Origin of the sequence: Micromonospora sp. NPDC051300, from assembly GCF_044455315.1 — a bacterium.
GTDB lineage: Bacteria > Actinomycetota > Actinomycetes > Mycobacteriales > Micromonosporaceae > Micromonospora > Micromonospora robiginosa.
In genome coordinates, this window is the sequence record NZ_JBITEP010000004.1 from 24,847 (window position 1) to 45,199 (window position 20,353).

15 protein-coding genes are annotated in these 20,353 nt (G+C 71.2%); 14 read left to right on the forward strand and 1 reads right to left on the reverse strand.

All coding sequences use genetic code 11. The annotated features are described in order from the left end of the window. From ACIA5A_RS06620 to mmsB, 5 genes are all read left to right on the forward strand, one after another. On the forward strand, positions 1–125 hold a 125-nt coding region (locus ACIA5A_RS06620), incomplete at its 5' end, for a cellulose binding domain-containing protein (RefSeq protein WP_396757727.1). A 74-nt stretch (positions 126–199) separates the two neighbouring features. Continuing rightward, positions 200–1,522 (forward strand): PHB depolymerase family esterase, encoded by a 1,323-nt coding sequence (locus ACIA5A_RS06625; protein ID WP_396757142.1) that lies wholly within the window; start codon positions 200–202, stop codon positions 1,520–1,522. A 189-nt stretch (positions 1,523–1,711) separates the two neighbouring features. Then, positions 1,712–2,851, forward strand: a complete 1,140-nt coding sequence (gene chvE / locus ACIA5A_RS06630) for a multiple monosaccharide ABC transporter substrate-binding protein (protein ID WP_396757144.1) — start codon at positions 1,712–1,714, stop codon at positions 2,849–2,851. 82 nt (positions 2,852–2,933) lie between these two features. Further along, the gene (gene mmsA, locus ACIA5A_RS06635; protein ID WP_396757146.1) at positions 2,934–4,472 is read left to right on the forward strand and encodes a multiple monosaccharide ABC transporter ATP-binding protein; all 1,539 of its coding nucleotides are present in this window, start codon (positions 2,934–2,936) and stop codon (positions 4,470–4,472) included. Further along, complete coding sequence (gene mmsB, locus ACIA5A_RS06640; protein WP_396757148.1) at positions 4,469–5,719, forward strand: multiple monosaccharide ABC transporter permease; 1,251 nt, start codon at positions 4,469–4,471, stop codon at positions 5,717–5,719. The genes mmsA and mmsB overlap by 4 nt, the downstream gene beginning before the upstream one ends. A gap of 46 nt (positions 5,720–5,765) precedes the next feature. On the opposite strand, the gene ACIA5A_RS06645 is transcribed toward mmsB, so the two are convergent. Then, a complete protein-coding gene (locus tag ACIA5A_RS06645; protein ID WP_396757150.1) occupies positions 5,766–7,421 on the reverse strand; it encodes a glycoside hydrolase family 27 protein in 1,656 nt (551 codons plus the stop codon). Positions 7,422–8,066: 645 nt separating this feature from the next. Here ACIA5A_RS06645 and araB point away from each other — a divergent pair. From araB to ACIA5A_RS06690, 9 genes are all read left to right on the forward strand, one after another. Then, entirely contained in the window at positions 8,067–9,749 is a 1,683-nt protein-coding gene (gene araB, locus ACIA5A_RS06650) for a ribulokinase (RefSeq protein ID WP_396757152.1), read from the forward strand. Next, positions 9,746–10,417 (forward strand): L-ribulose-5-phosphate 4-epimerase, encoded by a 672-nt coding sequence (locus tag ACIA5A_RS06655; RefSeq protein WP_396757154.1) that lies wholly within the window; start codon positions 9,746–9,748, stop codon positions 10,415–10,417. The genes araB and ACIA5A_RS06655 overlap by 4 nt, the downstream gene beginning before the upstream one ends. A 92-nt stretch (positions 10,418–10,509) precedes the next feature. Next, positions 10,510–11,508 carry an ABC transporter substrate-binding protein gene (locus tag ACIA5A_RS06660; protein WP_396757156.1) on the forward strand — a complete coding sequence of 333 codons (999 nt, stop codon included), beginning with the start codon at positions 10,510–10,512 and terminating at the stop codon, positions 11,506–11,508. Positions 11,509–11,575: 67 nt separating this feature from the next. Further along, positions 11,576–13,120, forward strand: coding sequence for a sugar ABC transporter ATP-binding protein (locus ACIA5A_RS06665; RefSeq protein WP_396757158.1), 1,545 nt, complete (start codon positions 11,576–11,578; stop codon positions 13,118–13,120). Continuing rightward, positions 13,117–14,190 (forward strand): ABC transporter permease, encoded by a 1,074-nt coding sequence (locus tag ACIA5A_RS06670; RefSeq protein WP_396757160.1) that lies wholly within the window; start codon positions 13,117–13,119, stop codon positions 14,188–14,190. Before ACIA5A_RS06665 ends, ACIA5A_RS06670 begins: the two co-directional genes overlap by 4 nt. After that, the gene (yjfF, locus tag ACIA5A_RS06675; protein WP_396757162.1) at positions 14,187–15,179 is read left to right on the forward strand and encodes a galactofuranose ABC transporter, permease protein YjfF; all 993 of its coding nucleotides are present in this window, start codon (positions 14,187–14,189) and stop codon (positions 15,177–15,179) included. The genes ACIA5A_RS06670 and yjfF overlap by 4 nt, the downstream gene beginning before the upstream one ends. Before the next feature lie 26 nt (positions 15,180–15,205). Beyond that, positions 15,206–16,708: an L-arabinose isomerase gene (gene araA / locus ACIA5A_RS06680; protein WP_396757164.1), complete on the forward strand. Its 1,503-nt coding sequence runs from the start codon at positions 15,206–15,208 to the stop codon at positions 16,706–16,708. Positions 16,709–16,942: 234 nt separating this feature from the next. Further along, on the forward strand, positions 16,943–19,024 hold the full coding sequence (locus ACIA5A_RS06685) for an RICIN domain-containing protein (protein WP_396757166.1): 2,082 nt from the start codon (positions 16,943–16,945) through the stop codon (positions 19,022–19,024). Between the two features lie 307 nt (positions 19,025–19,331). Beyond that, positions 19,332–20,321, forward strand: a complete 990-nt coding sequence (locus ACIA5A_RS06690; RefSeq protein WP_396757168.1) for a LacI family DNA-binding transcriptional regulator — start codon at positions 19,332–19,334, stop codon at positions 20,319–20,321. The last annotated feature ends 32 nt before the right edge of the window (positions 20,322–20,353 follow it).

Genomic DNA, 20,353 nt, shown 5'->3' on the forward strand with positions numbered 1-20,353 from the left:
CCGGCGCGGTGCGGTTCACGAACGTGGACTACAACGGCCAGCTCGCCGCCGGGCAGAGCACCGAGTTCGGGTTCCAGGGCAACGGCAGCGCGTCGGGCCTCACGCCCACCTGCTCCGCCAGCTGATCCGCCCGCCGGCCCGGCCCGCGTCACCGTGGGCCGGGCCGGCGGCCCCGTACCCCACCGTGGAGGAACCGTCGATGAGAGCGAAGATCGCGCTGCTCGCGGCCGTGCTGGCGACGGCCCTGACGACGGCGGTCGCCGTCGTCACCGCCGCCGGCCCGGCGTCCGCCGCCGCGCTCACCCAGGTGACCAACTTCGGGACCAACCCGACAAACCTGCAGATGCACCTGTACGTGCCGGACCGGCTCCCGTCCCGGCCGGCCCTGCTGCTGGTCCTGCACTACTGCACCGGCAGCGGTCCGGCGATGCACACCGGTTCCGGCTACAGCCCGCTGGCCGACCGCTACGGGTTCATCGTGATCTACCCGTCGGTGACCCGCAGCAGCAAGTGCTGGGACGTGTCGTCGCCGCAGGCGCTGCGGCGTGGTGGCGGTAGCGACCCGGTCGGTCTCAAGTCGATGGTAGACTATGTGAAGGGCCGCTATCCGGTGGACCCGGACCGCGTCGGCGTCGCCGGCGCGTCGTCCGGCGCGATGATGACCAACGTGATGGCCGGCGTCTACCCGGACGTGTTCCACGCCGGGGTCAGCTCGTCCGGCGTGCCGTTCGGCTGCTTCGCCACCACCAACGGTTCGGAGTGGAACAGCGAGTGCTCCGGCGGGCGGATCACCAAAACCCCGCAGCAGTGGGGGGATCTGGTCCGCAACGCGTATCCGGGCTACACCGGCCGGCGACCCCGGATGCAGATCTGGCACGGCACCACCGACACCACGCTGAGCTATGTCAACTTCGGCGAGCAGATCAAGCAGTGGACCAACGTGCTGGGTGTCTCGCAGACGCCGAGCCTGACGGACTATCCGCAGGCCAGCGCCACCCGGACCCGCTACGGCGGCACCGGTGGCACGCCGCCGGTGGAGGCGATCAGCTTCCAGGGCTACGGTCACTCGATCCCGTTCGACGCCGCCCAGGCGGTGCGGTTCCTCGGCTTCGACGGCACCGGCGCGACCACGCCGCCGCCGAGCCCGACCACCCCGCCGCCGAGCCCGACGACGCCCCCGCCGACGCCCACCACCCCGCCGCCCAGCCCGACGACGCCGCCGCCGGGTACGGGTGGGTGTTCGGCGACGGTGTCGCTGAACTCGTGGACCGGCGGCTTCGTCGCCACGATCAAGGTGACGGCCGGCTCCGGCGGCACCCGGGGTTGGACTGTCGCGCTGACGTTGCCCGGGGGAGCGAGCGTGACGAACACCTGGAGCGCGACCGCCAGCGGCAGCTCCGGCGCGGTGCGGTTCACGAACGTGGACTACAACGGCCAGCTCGCCGCCGGGCAGAGCACCGAGTTCGGGTTCCAGGGCAACGGCAGCGCGTCGAACCTCGTCCCGACCTGCACGGCCTCCTGATCCCGTCCGTCACCGGGGCGGCGCGTCGATCCGTCGATGCGCCGCCCCGCGTGCCGTCGACGGCGGTTCTGTTACGAGACCGAGACATGCGCGTTTCGCCCGATCGGTTGACGATGCAACTTGTGAGCGTTAACACTCCCGAGAGGATTCCGGTGCGGTTCGTGGAGTACGTAGGGGAGAGGAAAGCTCGTGCGCAGACGATTTCTGGCCGCGCTCGGCGGCGTCGCGATCGCCGTCAGCCTGGCCGCGTGCAGCGGTGAGGGCGCGGGCGGCGGCGGGGACACCAGCACCGCCAAGCCCGGCGACCTGACCATCGGCGTCTCGATGCCGACCCAGACCTCGGAGCGGTGGATCGCCGACGGCAACTCGGTCAAGGAGAAGCTGCAGGCCAAGGGCTACAAGGTCGACCTGCAGTACGCCGGGGACGAGATCCCCACCCAGTCCCAGCAGATCGACCAGATGATCACCCAGGGCGCGGACGTGCTGGTCATCGCCCCGATCGACGGCACCGCGCTCAGCGGCCAGCTCCAGGCCGCCGCGGCGGCGAAGATCCCGGTCATCTCCTACGACCGGCTCATCCGCAACAGCCCCAACGTCGACTTCTACGTCAGCTTCGACAACTACAAGGTCGGCGTGGCGCAGGCCAACGCGCTGCTGGTCGGCCTCGGCCTGCAGAACAAGGACGGCTCGAAGGGCAGCGCCACCGGCCCGTTCAACGTGGAGCTGTTCGCCGGCTCGCTCGACGACAACAACGCGCACTTCTTCTTCAACGGCGCGATGGACACGCTCAAGCCGTACTTCGACGCCGGCACGCTGAAGGTGAAGTCGGGCCAGACGAAGATCGAGCAGGTGGCCATCCTGCGCTGGCAGCAGGAGACCGCGCAGAAGCGGATGGAGGACCTGCTCACCTCCAGCTACAACGACGGCGGCAAGGTCGACGGCGTGCTGTCGCCGTTCGACGGCCTGTCCCGGGGCATCATCACCGCCCTGCAGAACGCCGGCTACCGCGGCGGGGCCAAGAAGATGCCGGTGATCACCGGCCAGGACGCCGAGGTCGCCTCGGTCAAGCTGATCAACGACGGCATCCAGAGCTCGACCGTCTTCAAGGACACCCGCCTGCTGGCCGACCAGGCCGTGGTCGCCGCCGAGGCGTTCCTGAAGAAGGAGCAGCCCAAGGCGAACGACACCAAGGCGTACGACAACGGCAACAAGGTCGTGCCCGCGTTCCTGCTGCCGGTGCAGACCGTCTACAAGGACGACATCAAGTCCGCGCTCATCGACTCCGGCTACCTGACCGCCCAGGAGGTCGCCGCCGGCCGGGCCGGCTGACCCGCGCGGCGGACCCGGTGGCGCGCGTCGCCACCGGGTCCGCCCTCGACCCGACGCGACGGTCACGAGCAGGACGGTTGGCATGAGCGATCACATCCTCGAAATGCGCGACATCACCAAGACCTTTCCCGGAGTGGCCGCGCTCCAGGACGTCTCGCTCGCCGTTCGGCGCGGCGAGATCCACGCGATCTGCGGCGAGAACGGCGCCGGCAAGTCCACCCTGATGAAGGTGCTCTCCGGGGTCTACCCGACGGGCAGCTACGACGGGCAGATCGTCCTCGACGGCGAGCCGGTCGAGTTCCGGGGCATCCGGGACAGCGAGTCGCACGGCATCGTCATCATCCACCAGGAGCTGGCGCTGGTGCCGTACCTGTCGATCGCGGAGAACATCTTCCTCGGCAACGAGCGGCGCGGCCGCGGCGGCCTGATCGACTGGCACCGGACCAACGCGGAGGCCGCCGCGCTGCTGCGCTCGGTCGGCCTGGACGAGAACCCGGTGACCCCGGTCATCCAGCTCGGGGTGGGCAAGCAGCAGTTGGTGGAGATCGCCAAGGCGCTGTCCAAGAAGGTGCGGCTGCTCATCCTGGACGAGCCGACCGCCGCGCTCAACGACGTCGACTCGGCGCACCTGCTGAACCTGCTGCGCCGCCTGCGCGACCAGGGCATCACCTGCATCATGATCTCCCACAAGCTCGGCGAGATCACCGCCGTCGCGGACTCGACCACGGTGATCCGCGACGGCCGGACGGTCGAGACGCTCGACATGGGCGACGAGGCGGCGACCCAGGAGCGGATCATCCGGGGCATGGTCGGCCGCGATCTCGCCGCGTTCTACCCGACCCGGACGTCGACGCCCGGCGCGGAGGCGCTGCGGATCGAGGACTGGACGGTGCGCCACCCGACCCAGGACCGGCTGGTGGTCGACCGGGCCTCGCTGACCGTCCGCGCCGGCGAGGTCGTCGGCATCGCCGGGCTGATGGGCGCCGGCCGCACCGAGCTGGCGATGAGCGTGTTCGGCCGGGCGTACGGGCGCGACGTCTCCGGGCGGGTCTTCGTCAACGGCCGCCAGGTGCGGACCCGCACCGTGGCCGAGGCGATCGCCAACGGCATCGCTTACGCGACCGAGGACCGCAAGCACTACGGCCTCAACCTGATCGACGACGTGCGCGGCAACATCTCGGCCGCCGCGCTGGGCAAGCTCGCGCGCCACGGCTGGATCGACGGCAACGAGGAGATCACGGTCGCCGAGCGGGGCCGGCGCGACATGAACATCAAGGCGCCCACGGTCATGTCGGTGGTGGGCAAGCTCTCCGGCGGCAACCAGCAGAAGGTCGTGCTGGCCAAGTGGCTGTTCACCGACCCGGACGTGCTGATCCTCGACGAACCGACCCGGGGCATCGACGTCGGCGCGAAGTTCGAGATCTACACGATCGTCAACCGCCTGGTGGCCGACGGCAAGGCCGTCGTCATCATCTCCTCCGAGCTGCCCGAGCTGCTCGGCATGTGCGACCGCATCTACACCCTGGCCGCCGGCCGGATCACCGGCGAACTGCCGGTGGGCGAGGCGACCCAGGAGAACCTGATGGAACTCATGACCAAGGACCGGGATCTCGTCCGATGACCAGCACGAAGCCCTCCATCTCGCCGAAGGTCGACGCGCCCGACTCCGGCGCGTCCGCCACCCTGCACACCGGCACCAGCGACCCGCGCGCGCTGATCCTCGGCAACCTGCGCCAGAGCGGCATCTACATCGCCCTGGTGGTGATCGTCGCGTTGTTCGCGGTCCTCACCGACGGCGTCTCGCTCAGCCCCGGCAACCTCACCAACATCGTCCTGCAGTACTCGTACATCCTGGTGCTCGCGATCGGCATGGTCATCGTGATCATCGGCGGGCACATCGATCTGTCCGTCGGGTCGGTGGTGGCGTTGACCGGCGCGGTCTCCGCCGTGCTCGTCATCCGCGAGGGCATGCCGTGGTGGGTCGGCATCCTCGCCGCGCTCGTCGTGGGCGTCGCGGTGGGCGCCTGGCACGGCTTCTGGGTCGCCTACGCCGGGATCCCGGCGTTCATCGTCACGCTGGCCGGCATGCTGCTGTTCCGGGGCCTGACGCTGCGGGTGCTGGACAACATCTCGTTGTCGCCGTTCCCGGCGGAATACCAGCGGGTCGCCGCCGGCTTCCTCAACGGCCTGCTCGGTGGGCAGGGCTTCGACGCCTTCACGCTGTTCATCGGCGTGTTCGCGGTCCTCGGCTACGCGGCGAGCGTGTTCCGGACCCGGCTGGCCCGGGTCCGCCACGAGCAGCCGGTGGAGTCGTTCCCGCTGTTCGTCCTGCGGGTGGTGGTGGTCGGCGCCGTGGTCATGTGGTTCGCCTGGCAGCTCGCCCACGCGCGGGGCCTGCCGATCGTGCTGATCGTGCTGGCCGTGCTGGTGCTCGTCTACGGCCTGCTCACCCGCCGTACCGTCTTCGGCCGCCAGGTCTACGCGATCGGCGGCAACCTGCCGGCGGCGACGCTGTCCGGGGTCCGGGTGAGGACCGTCAACTTCTGGGTCTTCGTCAACATGGGCTTCCTCTCCGCGGTGGCCGGGGTGATCTACTCCTCCCGGTCCAACGGGGCCCAGCCGGCGGCCGGCAACATGTTCGAGCTGGACGCGATCGCGGCGGCCTTCATCGGCGGCGCGGCGGTCACCGGCGGGGTCGGTACCGTCGTCGGCGCGATGGTCGGCGGCCTGATCATGGCGGTGATGAGCAACGGCATGCAGCTCATGGGCGTCGACCAGTCGATCCAGTCGGTGGTTAAGGGGCTGGTGCTGCTCGCCGCCGTGGCGTTCGACATCTGGAACAAGCGCCGCGCCGCGGGCAGCCGGTGAGGCCGGCCGGCCGGACGGCGGGGGAGCCGTCCGGCCGGCCGCACGGTCACGCCCGGCTCCACCGCTGGTTGGTGTTGCCGTGGCAGGTCCAGAGGACCACCCGGGTGCCGTTGGCGGTGGCGGCGCCCTCGACGTCCAGGCACAGGGTCGGGAAACGCCCGTTGCTCACCGTGCCGTTGCCGTTGAACGTCCACTGCTGGTTGGTGCCGCCGTTGCAGTCCCAGATCTGCACCCGGGCGCCGGCGGTCGCGCCGGTCGGCACGTCCAGGCACTTGCCGAGCACCTGAAGCGTCTGGCCGCTGGCGGTGAACTGCTGGTTGGCGTTGTTGTGACAGTCCCAGACCAGCGTGCCGGTGCCGTTGGCCGTGCCGGCGTTGTCGACGTCGAGGCAGCGCCCGGACGACTCGCTGCGCAGCCGGAACGTGGTCGGGGTGGGCGGCGGGGTGGTGGTGCCGCCCCCGCTGACCCGGTAGACGACGGTGCCGTGCGCGGGCACGCTTGCCGAGATGGCGCCGGTGCTGGTGGAGGTGGCGTCGGTCCACGCGTCGCGCAGCGTGAACGAGCTGCCGCTCTTGCCCACCGCCGCGGCCGTGGTGGAGACCGTGGTGGTGGCGCTGCCCTGGTTGAACAGGACGACCGCCACGTCGCCGTTGGCCAGCGGTTTGGCCAGCACCCGCCGGGTGCCGTCGAAGGAGACCTGACTCGCCTGCCGGGCGAGCGGGTCCTGGCTGATGCCGATCAGGATGGCGTTCTTCAGGATCGTCTGCGTGGCCGCGTTCATGGAGCGCAGGTCGTTGCCGGCGATCAGCGGGGAGGCCAGCACCGCCCAGAGCGCGAAGTGGCTGCGCATCTCGGTGTCGGTCATCCCACCGCGACCGACCTCCAGCATGTCCATGTCGTTGAACGCCCCGGGCTTGGCCCGTCCGGCCAGCGGCACGGTGACGTCGACGATGTTCTGCACGCCCATCGGGTAGCCGTTGGTCTGGCCGCTGTTCCAGGTGTTGGTGATGTCCTCGGTGGTGCGCCACATGTTCGCCACGTCGCCCCAGTCACGCTGCGGGCCGGTCTTGGAGTGGACGCTGTTGGAGTTGATGCTGTAGACGATGGGCCGACCGGTGGCGGCGAGCGCGTCGCGCATGATGGTGAAGACGCGTACCTGGTCGTCGATGGTGCCGCTGGGCGAGCACCAGTCGTACTTGAGGTAGTCCACCCCCCAGGCGGCGAACTGCCGGGCGTCCTGCGCCTCGTGCCCCTGGGCCCCGGTGGCGCCGGGATAGCTGTTGAAGTACTGCGCGCACGTCTTGTCCAGCGGGCCCTGGTAGATGCCGAACTTCAGCCCCCGCGAGTGGATGTAGTCGCCGAGCGCCTTCATGCCGGACGGGAAGCGGCTCGGGTCGCCCTGCAGGTTCCCCGCCGAGTCCCGGTTCGGGTTCATCCAGCAGTCGTCGACGACGACGTACTGGTAGCCGGCGTCGCGCATGCCGGAGCTGACCATCGCGTCGGCCATCTGCCGGATGAGCGTCTCGTTGATGTTGCAGCCGAAGGTGTTCCAGCTGTTCCAGCCCATCGGTGGGGTGCGGGCGACGCCGTTGTCGAGCGCCCGCGCCGGCTGGGGGACGGTGGCCCCGCCGACGACGGTGGCGGCGAGCGCGACCGCCGCGCCGCCCAGGGCGGCCAGCAGCCGTCGTGTTCTTCTTCGCACAGGTCCTCCTCGGTCGAGGGCGCCGACGGTGCCGGCGTCCGGCGGGAGCGGCCGCGCGCGGCGGCCCATGGCACGGGCCGGTGGTCGCCGGGGGCCGTGGTGTCGGGGGACCGGTGGGCCGCCGGCGGTCGCTCTCGGGTGGTGGTCGGCGATGGCCGGGGACGCCGCCGGCCGCCGCCTCGCCGCGGTGCCGGTGGCGTCCGCCCGGGGACGACTCGTCGGCACTGCGATGTCGCGGATGTTATCGCTGACATCAAAAGCTGTAAATAGCTTCGCCTGTCGTCCGGCCACCGGTGACGGGGCTGAGCGGCGGGTGGCAGGCGGGAGAAAGGCCCGATGAGAGCCGTTCTCGCGGCCTCGGGGGCGCGCCTCCTGCCCTCTGGGTGGTCGGGCGCGACGTGCGCGCGTCGTGATCTCCGGAGGGCATTGATTGTTGTCGTTAACACATACGCGTTCCGGTTCTTCACCGCAGGCGACTGTCGAGTCCGGACGATCTCCGGCGAGGCGCGGCCGGGCCGGTCCCGGCGCGGGCGTCGGCGGTGCCCGCGTCGGGTCAGCCCTCGTTACGCAGCCGTTGCGCGCAGGTGTCTTGACGGATGTATATGTGAGCGCTAACACTAACTCCGTGACACGGGAGAGGTGCAGATGAGCGAGGTGGGCGGGCCCGACCGCTACGTGGTCGGGGTCGATTTCGGCACGTTGTCCGGGCGGGCGCTCGTGGTGCGGGTCCGCGACGGTGCCGAGGTCGGCACGGCGGTGCACGAGTACCGGCACGGGGTGATCGAGGAGGCCCTGCCCGACGGAGGCCCGGCGCTGCCCCCGGACTGGGCGTTGCAGGACCCCGACGACTACCGCGACGTGCTGCGCGAGGCGGTGCCCGCCGCGCTGGCCGCGGCCGGGGTGGACCCGGCCACGGTGATCGGGATCGGCACCGACTTCACCGCCTGCACCGTGCTGCCCACGCTCACCGACGGCACCCCGCTGTGCGAGCTGCCCGAGCTGCGTCACCGGCCGCACGCCTGGGTCAAGCTGTGGAAGCACCACGCCGCGCAGCCGCAGGCCGACCGGATCAACGCGCTCGCGCACGAGCGCGGCGAGCCCTGGATCGGCCGCTACGGCGGCAAGATCTCCGCCGAGTGGCAGTTCGCCAAGGGGCTGCAGATCCTCGACGAGGACCCGGAGGTCTACCGGCGGGCCGAGCGCTTCGTCGAGGCCGCCGACTGGATCGTCCGGGAGCTGTGCGGGGCCGAGACGCGCAACGCCTGCACCGCCGGCTACAAGGGCATCTACCAGGACGGCAGCTATCCGTCGGCCGACTACCTGGCCGCGCTCGACGGCGGCTTCACCGACTTCGTCGCCAAACTGGACGGCCCGCTGCTGCCGTTGGGCGACCGGGCCGGCACGCTCGGCGCCCGCGCCGCGGCGTGGACCGGGCTGCCCGAGGGCATCGCGGTCGCGGTCGGCAACGTCGACGCGCACGTCACGGCGGCCGCCGCCCAGGCGCTGCGCCCGGGCCGGCTGGTCGCCATCATGGGCACCTCCACCTGCCACGTGCTCAACGGCGACCACCCCGCCGAGGTGCCCGGCATGTGCGGTGTGGTCGACGGCGGCATCAGCCCCGGCGCCTGGGGCTACGAGGCCGGGCAGAGCGGCGTGGGCGACATCTTCGGTTGGTTCGTGCGGCACGCCGCGCCGGCCGGCCTCGACTCGCACGAGCGGCTTACCGAGCTGGCCGCCGCCCAGCCGGTCGGCGCGCACGGGCTGGTGGCGCTCGACTGGTGGAACGGCAACCGGTCGCTGCTGGTCAACCACGACCTCAGCGGGCTGGTCGTCGGGATGACGCTGGCCACCCGGCCGCCGGACGTCTACCGCGCGCTGCTGGAGGCGACCGCGTACGGCACCCGGATGATCGTCGAGGCGTTCGCCGAGGCGGGCGTGCCCGTCGACGACCTGGTGGTGGCCGGCGGGCTCACCTCGAACAAGCTGCTGATGCAGATCTACGCCGACGTCACCGACCGGCCGCTGGGGATCATCGGCTCGGCGCAGGGCCCGGCGCTCGGCTCCGCCATCCATGCGGCGGTCGCCGCCGGCGCCTACCCGACGGTGCACGAGGCGTCCGCGGCCATGGGGCGGGTCGACGAGGGCGTCTACCGGCCGATCCCGGCGAACGTGCGGGCGTACGACGCGCTCTACGCCGAGTACCGGGCGCTGCACGACCACTTCGGTCGCGGCGCGAACGACGTCATGCTGCGCCTGCGGGCGATCCGCAACGCGGCGGTCGACGCCGCCGCCGCGCCGGCCGCCTCGACCCTGGAGGTGGTCGGATGAAGACCGGGATCGACGCGCTGCGCGAGACCGTCGCCCGCCTGCACGGCGAGCTGACCCGCAACAACCTGGTGGCCTGGACCGCCGGCAACGTCTCGGCGCGGGTGCCGGGCCGGGACCTCCTGGTCATCAAGCCGAGCGGGGTGGACTACGACGACCTGACCGCCGACGCCATGGTGGTCTGCGACCTCGACGGCGTGGTGGTCGACGGCGGCGGCGCCCCGTCCAGCGACACCGCCGCGCACGCCTACGTCTACCGCGCGATGCCCGAGGTCGGCGGCGTCGTGCACACGCACAGCGGCTACGCCACCGCCTGGGCGGCCCGGGGCGAGGCGATCCCGTGCTGGCTGACCGCCCAGGCCGACGAGTTCGGCGGCGAGATCCCGGTCGGACCGTTCGCCCTGATCGGTGGCGACGACATCGGCAAGGGCATCGTCGCCACGCTGTCCGGGCACCGCTCGCCCGCGGTGCTCATGCGCAACCACGGCGTGTTCACCATCGGCCGGGACGCCCGCGCGGCGGTCAAGGCCGCGGTGATGTGCGAGGACGTCGCGCGCACCGCGCACCTGGCCCGCGCGCTCGGGCAGCCGCTGCCGATCGCGCCCGCCGACGTCGACGCGCTGCACGACCGCTACCAGAACGTGTACGGCCAGCGCCCGCCGAGCGGCTGACACCGACCGGCACCACCTCATCCCACCACCACAACCGGTCGCCCCGGCCCCGCCGGTCGCGCGCCCGGATCACCCCACCCCGAGGAGATTCGATGAGAACCAGGAGCACGGCACGTACGGTCATCGCGGCCCTGGCCGGCGTGCTGCTCGCCGGCAGCATGGCCGCCTGCGGCAACAGCGACACCGGCGGCGATTCCGGCGGCGGCGGCAGCGACAAGCTGGTGCTGGGCTTCTCCCAGGTCGGCGCGGAGAGCGGCTGGCGGACCGCCAACACCACCTCGATCAAGGAGGCGGCGGGCGAGGCCGGCGTCGAGCTGAAGTTCGACGACGCGCAGCAGAAGCAGGAGAACCAGATCAAGGCGATCCGGAACTTCATCCAGCAGAAGGTGGACGTGATCGCCTTCTCGCCTGTGGTGGAGTCCGGCTGGGACACCGTGCTCAAGGAGGCCAAGGACGCCAAGATCCCGGTGATCCTGACCGACCGCGCGGTCGACTCGGCCGACAAGTCGCTCTACAAGACGTTCCTCGGCTCGGACTTCAAGAAGGAGGGCCGGCTCGCCGGCGAGTGGCTGGTGGAGCAGAAGAAGGCGGCCACCGGCCCGGTCAACATCGTCGAGCTGCAGGGCACGACCGGTTCGGCGCCGGCCAACGACCGCAAGGCGGGCTTCGGCGAGGCGATCGCGGCCAACCCCAACCTGAAGATCATCGCGTCGCAGTCCGGCGACTTCACCCGCGCCGGCGGCAAGCAGGTGATGGAGCAGTTCCTCAAGGCCAACCCGAAGATCGACGTGCTCTTCGCGCACAACGACGACATGGGCCTGGGCGCGCTGGAGGCGATCACCGCGGCCGGCAAGGTGCCGGGCAAGGACATCAGCATCATCACCGTCGACGCGGTGAAGGACGGCATGCAGGCCCTCGCGGACGGCAAGTTCAACTTCATCGCGGAGTGCAGCCCGCTGCTCGGCGCGCAGCTGATGGACCTCGCGAAGAAGGTCAAGGCCGGCGAGGAGGTGCCGGCCCGGATCGAGACCGAGGAGACCACCTTCACGCAGGAGACGGCCAAGGAGGCCCTGCCCAACCGCAAGTACTGACCCACACCGGGGGTCGCCGTCGCGCCGACGGCGGCCCCCGCGCCACCACCGTCGAAGAAGAGGTCCGATGGGTACGGGTGACCGTCCGGTCCTGACCATGACCGGCATCAGCAAGACCTTCCCCGGGGTCCGGGCGCTGCACGACGTCGACTTCCGGCTGTTCCCGGGCGAGGTCCACGCCCTCATGGGCGAGAACGGCGCCGGCAAGTCCACCCTGATCAAGGTGCTGACCGGTGTCTACGGCACCGACGCCGGCGCCGTCACGCTCGACGGCGAGCGGGTGTCGTTCACCGGGCCGATGCAGGCCGCCGCGGCCGGCGTGAGCACCGTCTACCAGGAGGTCAACCTCTGCACCAACCTGTCGGTGGCGGAGAACATCTTCATCGGCCGGGAACCGCGTCGACTGGGCGCGGTGCGCTGGGGCGAGATGCGGCGGCGGGCGCGCGAGCTGCTGGCCCGGCTCGACCTCGACCTGGACGTGGGCGCGCCGCTCGGCACCTACTCCCTGGCCGTGCAGCAGATGGTCGCCATCGCCCGGGCCATCGACGTGCGGGCCCGGGTGCTCATCCTGGACGAGCCCACCTCCAGCCTGGACGCCGGCGAGGTGGCCCAACTGTTCCGGATCATGCGGCAGTTGCGCGACGAGGGAATCGCGATCCTGTTCGTCACGCACTTCCTCGACCAGGTCTACGGCATCGCCGACCGGATCACGGTGCTGCGCAACGGCGCGCTGGTGGGGGAGTGGCGGACCGCGGAGCTTCCGCAGTTCAGCCTGGTCGAGAAGATGATCGGTCAGGAACTGGACGTCCTGGAGCGGCTGGACGAGCAGCAGAAGCGGGCCGGCGTCGCACCGGACGGGCGGCCCCCGCTGGTGGCCGCCGACGAGCTGGGCCGGCGCGGCGCGGTCGCCCCGTTCAGCCTGCGCATCCACGCCGGCGAGGTGGTCGGCCTGGCCGGCCTGCTCGGCTCCGGCCGCACCGAGGTGGCCCGGCTGATCTTCGGCGCCGACCGCGCCGACCACGGCGAGGTCCGCACCGACGGCGCGCGCTCGCCGCTGCGTACCCCGATCCAGGCCATCGACCAGGGCATCGGCTTCTGCTCGGAGAACCGCCGCGCGGAGGGCATCGTCGGCGAGCTGTCGGTCCGGGAGAACATGATCCTGGCGATGCAGGCCGCGCGGGGCTGGCTGCGCCCGATCCCGCGCCGCCGGCAGGACGAGCTGGTGCGCCGGTACGTCGAGGCGCTGAGCATCCGGCCGGCGAACCCGGAGCTGCCGGTGCGCAACCTCTCCGGCGGCAACCAGCAGAAGGTGCTGCTGGCGCGCTGGCTCATCACCGAGCCGCGCCTGCTCATCCTCGACGAGCCGACCCGCGGCATCGACGTCGGTGCCAAGGCCGAGATCCAGAAGCTGGTGGTGCAGCTCTCCGACGGCGGCATGGCGGTGCTGTTCATCTCCGCCGAGCTGGAGGAGGTGCTGCGCCTGAGCCACCGGGTCGCGGTCATGCGCGACCGCGAGATGGTCGCCCAGCTCGACAACGACGACACGCTCGACGCCGACCGCGTCATGCGCACCATCGCCAGCGGAACCCCCCGGGAGGAGGTGAACCGATGAACACCGTCGCCGACCGCCTCCGCCCGCTGACCGGGCACCGGCTGTTCTGGCCGGCCGTGGTGCTCGTGGTGATGATCGCCGCGAACACCGTCTACCGGCCCGGCTTCCTCGCCGTCGAGGTCAAGAACGGCCACCTGTACGGCACGCCCGTCGACATCCTCCGGCTCAGCGCGCCGCTGATCCTGGTCGCCCTCGGCATGACCCTGGTCATCGCCACCGGCGGCATCGACCTGTCCGTCGGCTCGCTCTGCGCCATCAGCGGCGCGATCGCCTGCCTGCACATCAGCGGCGCGGCCGACCAGAACAGCCCGGCCACGGTGGCCACCGCGCTGGCGCTGGCGTTCGGGGCCGCGCTCGTGCTCGGCGCCTGGAACGGGGTGCTGGTCTCCGTGATCGGCATCCAGCCGATCATCGCCACGCTGATCCTCATGGTGGCCGGCCGGGGGATCGCCCAGCTCGTCACCGAGGGGCAGATCATCACGATCAACTCCGGGCCGTACCGGGCGATCGGGCTGGGAAGCTTCCTGACCCTGCCGCTGGCCATCCTCATCGCCCTGGCCGCGGCGCTGCTGGTGGCCGCGTTCACCCGGCGCACCGCGCTCGGGTTGATCGTCGAGTCGGTCGGCGGCAACGCCGAGGCCAGCCGGCTGGCCGGCATCCGGTCGCGCCGCGTGGTCTTCCTGGTCTACGTGGTCAGCGCCGCCTGCGCCGCGGTGGCCGGCTTCATGGTCACCGCGAACGTGTCCAGCGCGGACGGCAACGCCGCCGGGCTGTGGATCGAACTCGACGCGATCCTCGCCGTGGTGATCGGCGGCACCTCGCTGGCCGGCGGCCGGTTCTCGCTCAGCGGCACGGTCCTCGGCGCGCTGATCATCCAGACCCTGACCACCACCGTGTACGCCATGAACATCTCGCCGCAGACGTCGCTGCTGTTCAAGGCCGTCGTCGTGATCGCCGTCTGCCTGGTGCAGGCCCCGGCGTTCCGGGCCCGGTTCCGTCGCCGCCGGCGTGGTGGGGTCGAGCCCGGTCCGACGGCGCCGCAGCGGGAGAAGGAGCAGGTGCCGGCATGAGCAGCACCACGTTGTCCGCCGTCCGGTCCTGGCGGCCCAGCCTGCCCCGGCGGCACGTCCCGGTGCTGGCCACGCTCGCGCTGCTGCTGGTGATGTACGGCATCGGCGTCTCGCAGTACCGCGCGTTCTCCAACGTCCAGGTGGTCTTCAACGTCTTCATCGACAACGGCTTCATGCTGGTGGTCGCGGTCGGCATGACGTTCGTGATCCTCACCGGCGGCATCGACCTGTCCGTCGGCTCGGTGGTCGCGATGACCGCGATGGTGTCGGCCGCGCTGCTGCGCGACGGCCTGCCGGCCGGCCTGGTGCTCGTCGTCGCGCTGCTCATCGGCCCGGCGCTCGGGTTCCTGATGGGCTGCGCGATCCACTTCTTCGAGATCCAGCCGTTCATCGTCACGCTCGCCGGGATGTTCTTCGCCCGGGGCATGTGCACGTTCATCAGCGACGCCTCGATCTCCATCACCGACGGCTTCTGGACCGGGATGTCCCAGGAACGCATCGGGAACCCGGCCGGAAACTTCGTGTCGATAAGCGTGCTGATCGCGTTCGCGGTGGTTCTGGTCGCCGCGTACGTGCTGGCGTACACCCGGTTCGGCCGCAACGTCTACGCGGTCGGCGGCAACGCGCAGTCGGCGCTGCTGATGGGTCTGCCGGTGGGCCGCACCCGGATCGCGGTCTACACGATCAGCGGGCTGTGCTCGGCCATCGGCGGCATCCTGCTGTCGTTCTACACGCTCTCCGGCGCGCCGCTGATCGCCGTCGGGATGGAACTGGACGTGATCGCCGCGGTCGTCATCGGCGGCACGGTGCTCACCGGCGGCTCGGGCTACGTCTTCGGCACCGTGCTCGGCGTGCTGGTGCTGGGCGTGATCCAGACCCTGATCACGTTCGACGGCAGCCTCAACTCCTGGTGGACCAAGATCGTGATCGGGGGCCTGCTCTTCGCGTTCATCCTCCTCCAGCGCCTCATCGGCATCCGGTTCAAGTGACTGCTCCTAGCGCGGAAGGCACGAACATGGCAACTCACCCCCAGCCCGAGGTCTGGTTCCTCACCGGTAGCCAGGGTCTCTACGGCGAGGACACCCTGCGGCAGGTCGCCGACCAGTCCCGGCAGATCGCCGCCCGGCTGGACGAGTCGTCGGAGATCCCGGTGCGCGTGGTCTGGAAGCCGGTCCTCACCTCCAGCACGGACATCCTGGCGATGTGCCGGGACGCGGCCGTGCAGGGCGCGGTCGGGGTGATCGCCTGGATGCACACGTTCTCGCCGGCCAAGATGTGGATCGCCGGGCTGGACGCGTTGCAGACGCCGCTGCTGCACCTGCACACCCAGGCGAACGTGGCGCTGCCGTGGGACACCATCGACATGGACTTCATGAACCTGAACCAGGCCGCGCACGGCGACCGCGAGTTCGGGTACATCCAGACCCGCCTGGGGGTGGCCCGCAAGACGGTCGCCGGGCACGTCACCGACCCGCGGGTGGTGTCGCGGGTGGCGGCCTGGGCCCGCGCGGCGATCGGCTGGTCGTCGGTGCGGACGCTGCGGCTGGCCCGCTTCGGCGACAACATGCGCGACGTCGCGGTCACCGAGGGGGACAAGGTCGAGGCGGAGCTGCGCTTCGGCGTCTCGGTCAACACCTACGGCGTGAACGACCTGGTCGCGGTGGTCGACCAGGTCGCCGAGGCGCAGGTCGACGACCTGGTGAAGGAGTACGAGGACACCTACCGGCTGGACCCGGCGCTGCGCGCCGGCGGCGACCGGCACGACTCACTGCGTTACGCCGCCCGCCAGGAGCTGGGGTTGCGCGCGTTCCTGGACGACGGCGGCTTCCGCGCGTTCACCACGAACTTCGAGGACCTCGGCGGGCTGCGCCAGCTCCCCGGCATCGCGGTGCAGCGGCTGATGGCCGACGGGTACGGGTTCGGCGGCGAGGGCGACTGGAAGACCTCGGTGCTGGTGCGCACGCTCAAGGCGATGGCGGTCGGCGTGAACGGCGGCACGTCGTTCATGGAGGACTACACCTACGACCTGACGTTCGGCCACGAGCTGGTCCTCGGCGCGCACATGCTGGAGGTGTGCCCGAGCATCGCCGCCGACGTGCCGACGGCGGAGGTGCACCCGCTGGGCATCGGCGGGCGGGAGGACCCGGTCCGGCTGGTCTTCGACGCGGCGGCCGGCCCGGCGGTGGTGCTCGGCATGTCGGACCTGGGGGAGCGGTTCCGGCTGGTGGCGAACGTGGTCGACGTGGTGCCGCCGCCGCAGCCGCTGCGCCGCCTGCCGGTGGCCCGGGCGGTCTGGCGGCCCCGCCCCGACCTGCCCGGGTCGGCGGAGGCGTGGATCACCGCGGGCGCCCCGCACCACACCGTGCTCTCCCAGGCCGTCGGGGTGGAGGAGTTGCGTGACCTGGCCGCGATGACGCGGACCGAGCTGGCGGTGATCGACGGCGACACCGTGCCGCACCGGTTCGCCGACGAGTTGCGCTGGAACCAGGCGTACCACCGGCTCGCGCGCGGGTTCTGACCGCGCGGACGCCCGTCACGGGTGGCGTCGTGCCCGGGTCCGCCTGGGCACGCGCCACCCGTTGGTGTCCCCGGCGTTACGCCTTGACGAACTCCATGTTATCGCTCACAGTCGATGTGTCGGATTGCCGGCAGCCGGCACGGGCCGCTCCGGGCGTGGCCCTCTTCGCGGCTGCCACCCGGCTCCGATTCCCCTGGGGCAGGGACGACTGTTAACGATCACACACGGAGGTTCATGGTGGTGACAGCTCGGCTGTCCCGGCTCCTGGCGGGGTTGGTGGCGATGGCGGTCGGCGGCGTGCTGGTCGGGTTGGTCCCGGCGCCTGCCTCGGCGGCGACGGTGGACACCAGCGCGTGGTACGTGCTGGTGAACCGCAACAGCGGCAAGGCGCTGGACCTGTACAACCAGGCCACGAACGACGGGGCGCGGATCACCCAGTGGGCGCGCAACGACGGCGCGTGGCAGCAGTGGCAGTTCGTCGACTCCGGCGGCGGCTACTACCGGGTGCGCTCACGGCACTCCGGCAAGGTGCTGGACGTGACCGGAGCGTCCACCGCGAACGGCGCGGCCGTGGTGCAGTGGACCGACCACGGTGGCACCAACCAGCAGTTCCGCCTGGCGGACTCCGACGGCGGCTACGTCCGGCTCGTCAACCGCAACTCCAACAAGGTGATGGAGGTGCAGAACGCCTCGACCGCCGACGGCGGCAACATCGTCCAGTACGACGACTGGAACGGTGCCAACCAGCAGTGGCAGCTCGTTCGCGTGGACGGCGGCGGCACCCCGACCACCCCGCCGCCGACGACCCCGCCGCCGAGCGGCACGTTCACCAACCCGGCGATCTGGCAGGACTTCGCGGACGTCGACATCATCCGCGTCGGCGACGTCTACTACATGTCCGCCTCGACCATGCACTACTCGCCCGGCGCACCGGTGCTGCGCTCCTGGGACCTGGTCAACTGGGAGTTCGCCGGGCACTCGGTGCCCCGGTTGGACTTCGGCACCAAGTACGACCTGCCACCGGGCAGCCAGGCGTACGTGGACGGCATCTGGGCCTCGACGTTGAACTACCGGCCCAGCAACAAGACCTACTACTGGGCCGGGTGCGTCGACTTCGCCCAGACCCACATCTACACCGCCCCGGCGGTGGACGCCACGTGGAGCAAGCTCACCACGATCCCCAACTGCTACTACGACGCCGGCATGCTGATCGACGACAACGACACCATGTACGTCGCGTACGGCAACACCACGATCAGCGTGGCGCAGCTCTCCGCGGACGGGCGCAGCCAGGTGCGGTCCCAGCAGGTCTTCCAGACGCCGTCGAGCATCGGCACGCTGGAGGGGGCCCGCTTCTACAAGCGCAACGGCGCCTACTACATCTGGCTGACCCGGCCGGCGAACGGCCAGTACGTGCTCAAGTCCACGAACGGCCCGTTCGGCCCGTACGAGCAGCGGCAGGTGCTGTTGAACCTGCCCGGCCCGATCTCCGGCGGAGGCGTGCCGCACCAGGGCGGGCTGGTGCAGACCCAGAACGGCTCCTGGTACTACATGGCCTTCACCGACGCGTACCCGGGCGGACGGATGCCGACCCTGGCGCCGATCACCTGGACCGCCGACGGCTGGCCGCAGGTGCAGACCGTCAACGGGGCGTGGGGCGCGAGCTACCCCAACCCGCTGCCGCTGCACCCGGTGAAGCCGCTCACCGGCACCGACACGTTCGCCGGCACCACCCTCGGCCCGCAGTACGAGTGGAACCACAACCCGGACAACAGCCGGTGGTCGGTGAACAACGGCCTGCGCCTGCAGACCGCGTCCGTGACCAACGACCTCTACCAGGCGCGCAATACGGTGACCCATCGGATCCAGGGTCCGACGTCGACCGCGACGGTCGAGCTGGACTACTCGACCATGCGCGACGGGGACCGGTCGGGGCTGGCCATGCTGCGCGACAGCTCGGCCTGGATCGGCGTCCGGCGGGACAACGGCGCCACCAGGGTGGTCATGACCAACGGCCTGACCATGGCCAGCGGCACCTGGAACACCACCTCCACCGGCAGCGAGGTGGCGAGCGCGGCGGTCTCCGGCGGGCGGATCTGGCTGCGGGTCAACGCCGACATCCGGCCCGGCTCGGGCCGGCAGGCGCGCTTCTCCTACAGCACCGACGGGGTCACGTTCGTCCCGCTGGGCAACGCGCTGACGCTCAACAACGCGTGGCAGTTCTTCATGGGATACCGGTTCGCCATCTTCAACTACGCCACCCAATCACTGGGCGGCGCGGTGACGGCGCGCCAGTTCTCCGTGACAACGCCGTGACGCGGGTCACCATTTCCGGTCCTTGACGGTGCGGAAATTGCCCGGGGCGGGGTGCCGACAACCGTCGGAATTGCCCCGCCCTGGGCGGCCGGAGCTGCCGTTTCGCGTGCCGGCGACGGGAATGGAATGCGCGCTGCCGGCCATTCTCCGACATTCCGGCGCGACGAACCGATTCGTCGATCGGGTGTCAGGTGAGCGGTGGGAGAACTGGCGTAGACTGTCGCCACCCCGGCCGGGCCGGTCGACGTCGACATGGTTCGGCCACGCGGGCATGTGCGAAAGTGAGGTGGCCGTGCGCGGTCCTGCGATGACGGACGTGGCTCGCCTCGCCGGTGTCTCCCACCAGACGGTCTCCCGGGTCCTCAACGGGCACCCCAACGTGCGCGAGCAGACCCGACTGCGGGTCCAGGCGGCCATCACCGAGCTGGGCTACCGGCCCAACCGGGCGGCTCGCGCGCTGGTCACCGGCCGGTCGCAGGTGATCGGCGTGGTCGCGCAGAACACCACCCTCTACGGCCCGGCCTCCCTGCTGGCCGCGCTGGAGCAGACCGCCGCCGAGGCCGGCTTCGCGGTGAGCGTCGGCAGTGTCAGCGACCTCGACCACCGGTCCATCTCGGCGGCGGTGGAGCGGCACCTGGCGCACCGGGTCGCCGGCATCGTGGTCATCGCGCCTGTCGAGTCGGCCGGCGCGGCCCTGGAACGGCTGCCCCACGACGTGCCGCTGGTGACCGTCGACGGCGATCCCGGCCGGCCGATCCCGCTGGTGACCGTCGACCAGGTCGCCGGCGCCCGGGCGGCCACCCAGCATCTGCTCGACGCCGGGCACCGCACGGTCTGGCACGTGTCCGGCCCGTCCGACTGGTTCGACAGCGCAGGCCGGATCGAGGGCTGGCGCGAGGCGTTGCGGCTCGCCGGCGCCGAGGTGCCGCCGCTGGTCCCGGCGGACTGGTCCGCTGCGGCCGGCTACCGGTGCGGGCAGATGCTGGCCCGGATGCCGGAGGTCACCGCCGTCTTCACCGCCAACGACCACCTGGCGCTGGGCGTGCTGCGCGCGCTGCACGAGCACGGCCGCCGGGTGCCGGACGACATCAGCGTGGTCGGGTTCGACGACGTGCCCGAGGCGGCCTACTTCATCCCGCCGCTGACCACCGTCCGGCCGGACTTCGGGGCGGTGGCCCGGGCGAGCCTCGGCATGCTGCTGGCGCAGATCGAGTCGACAGGTGTCGGGCCGCTGCGGCAGACCATCGCGCCGACGCTCGTGTCGCGGCGCAGCGTCGGCCCCCCACCCCAGCGCTGACCCGCCGGCCCGCCGCCGCCGTGCCGCGCTGT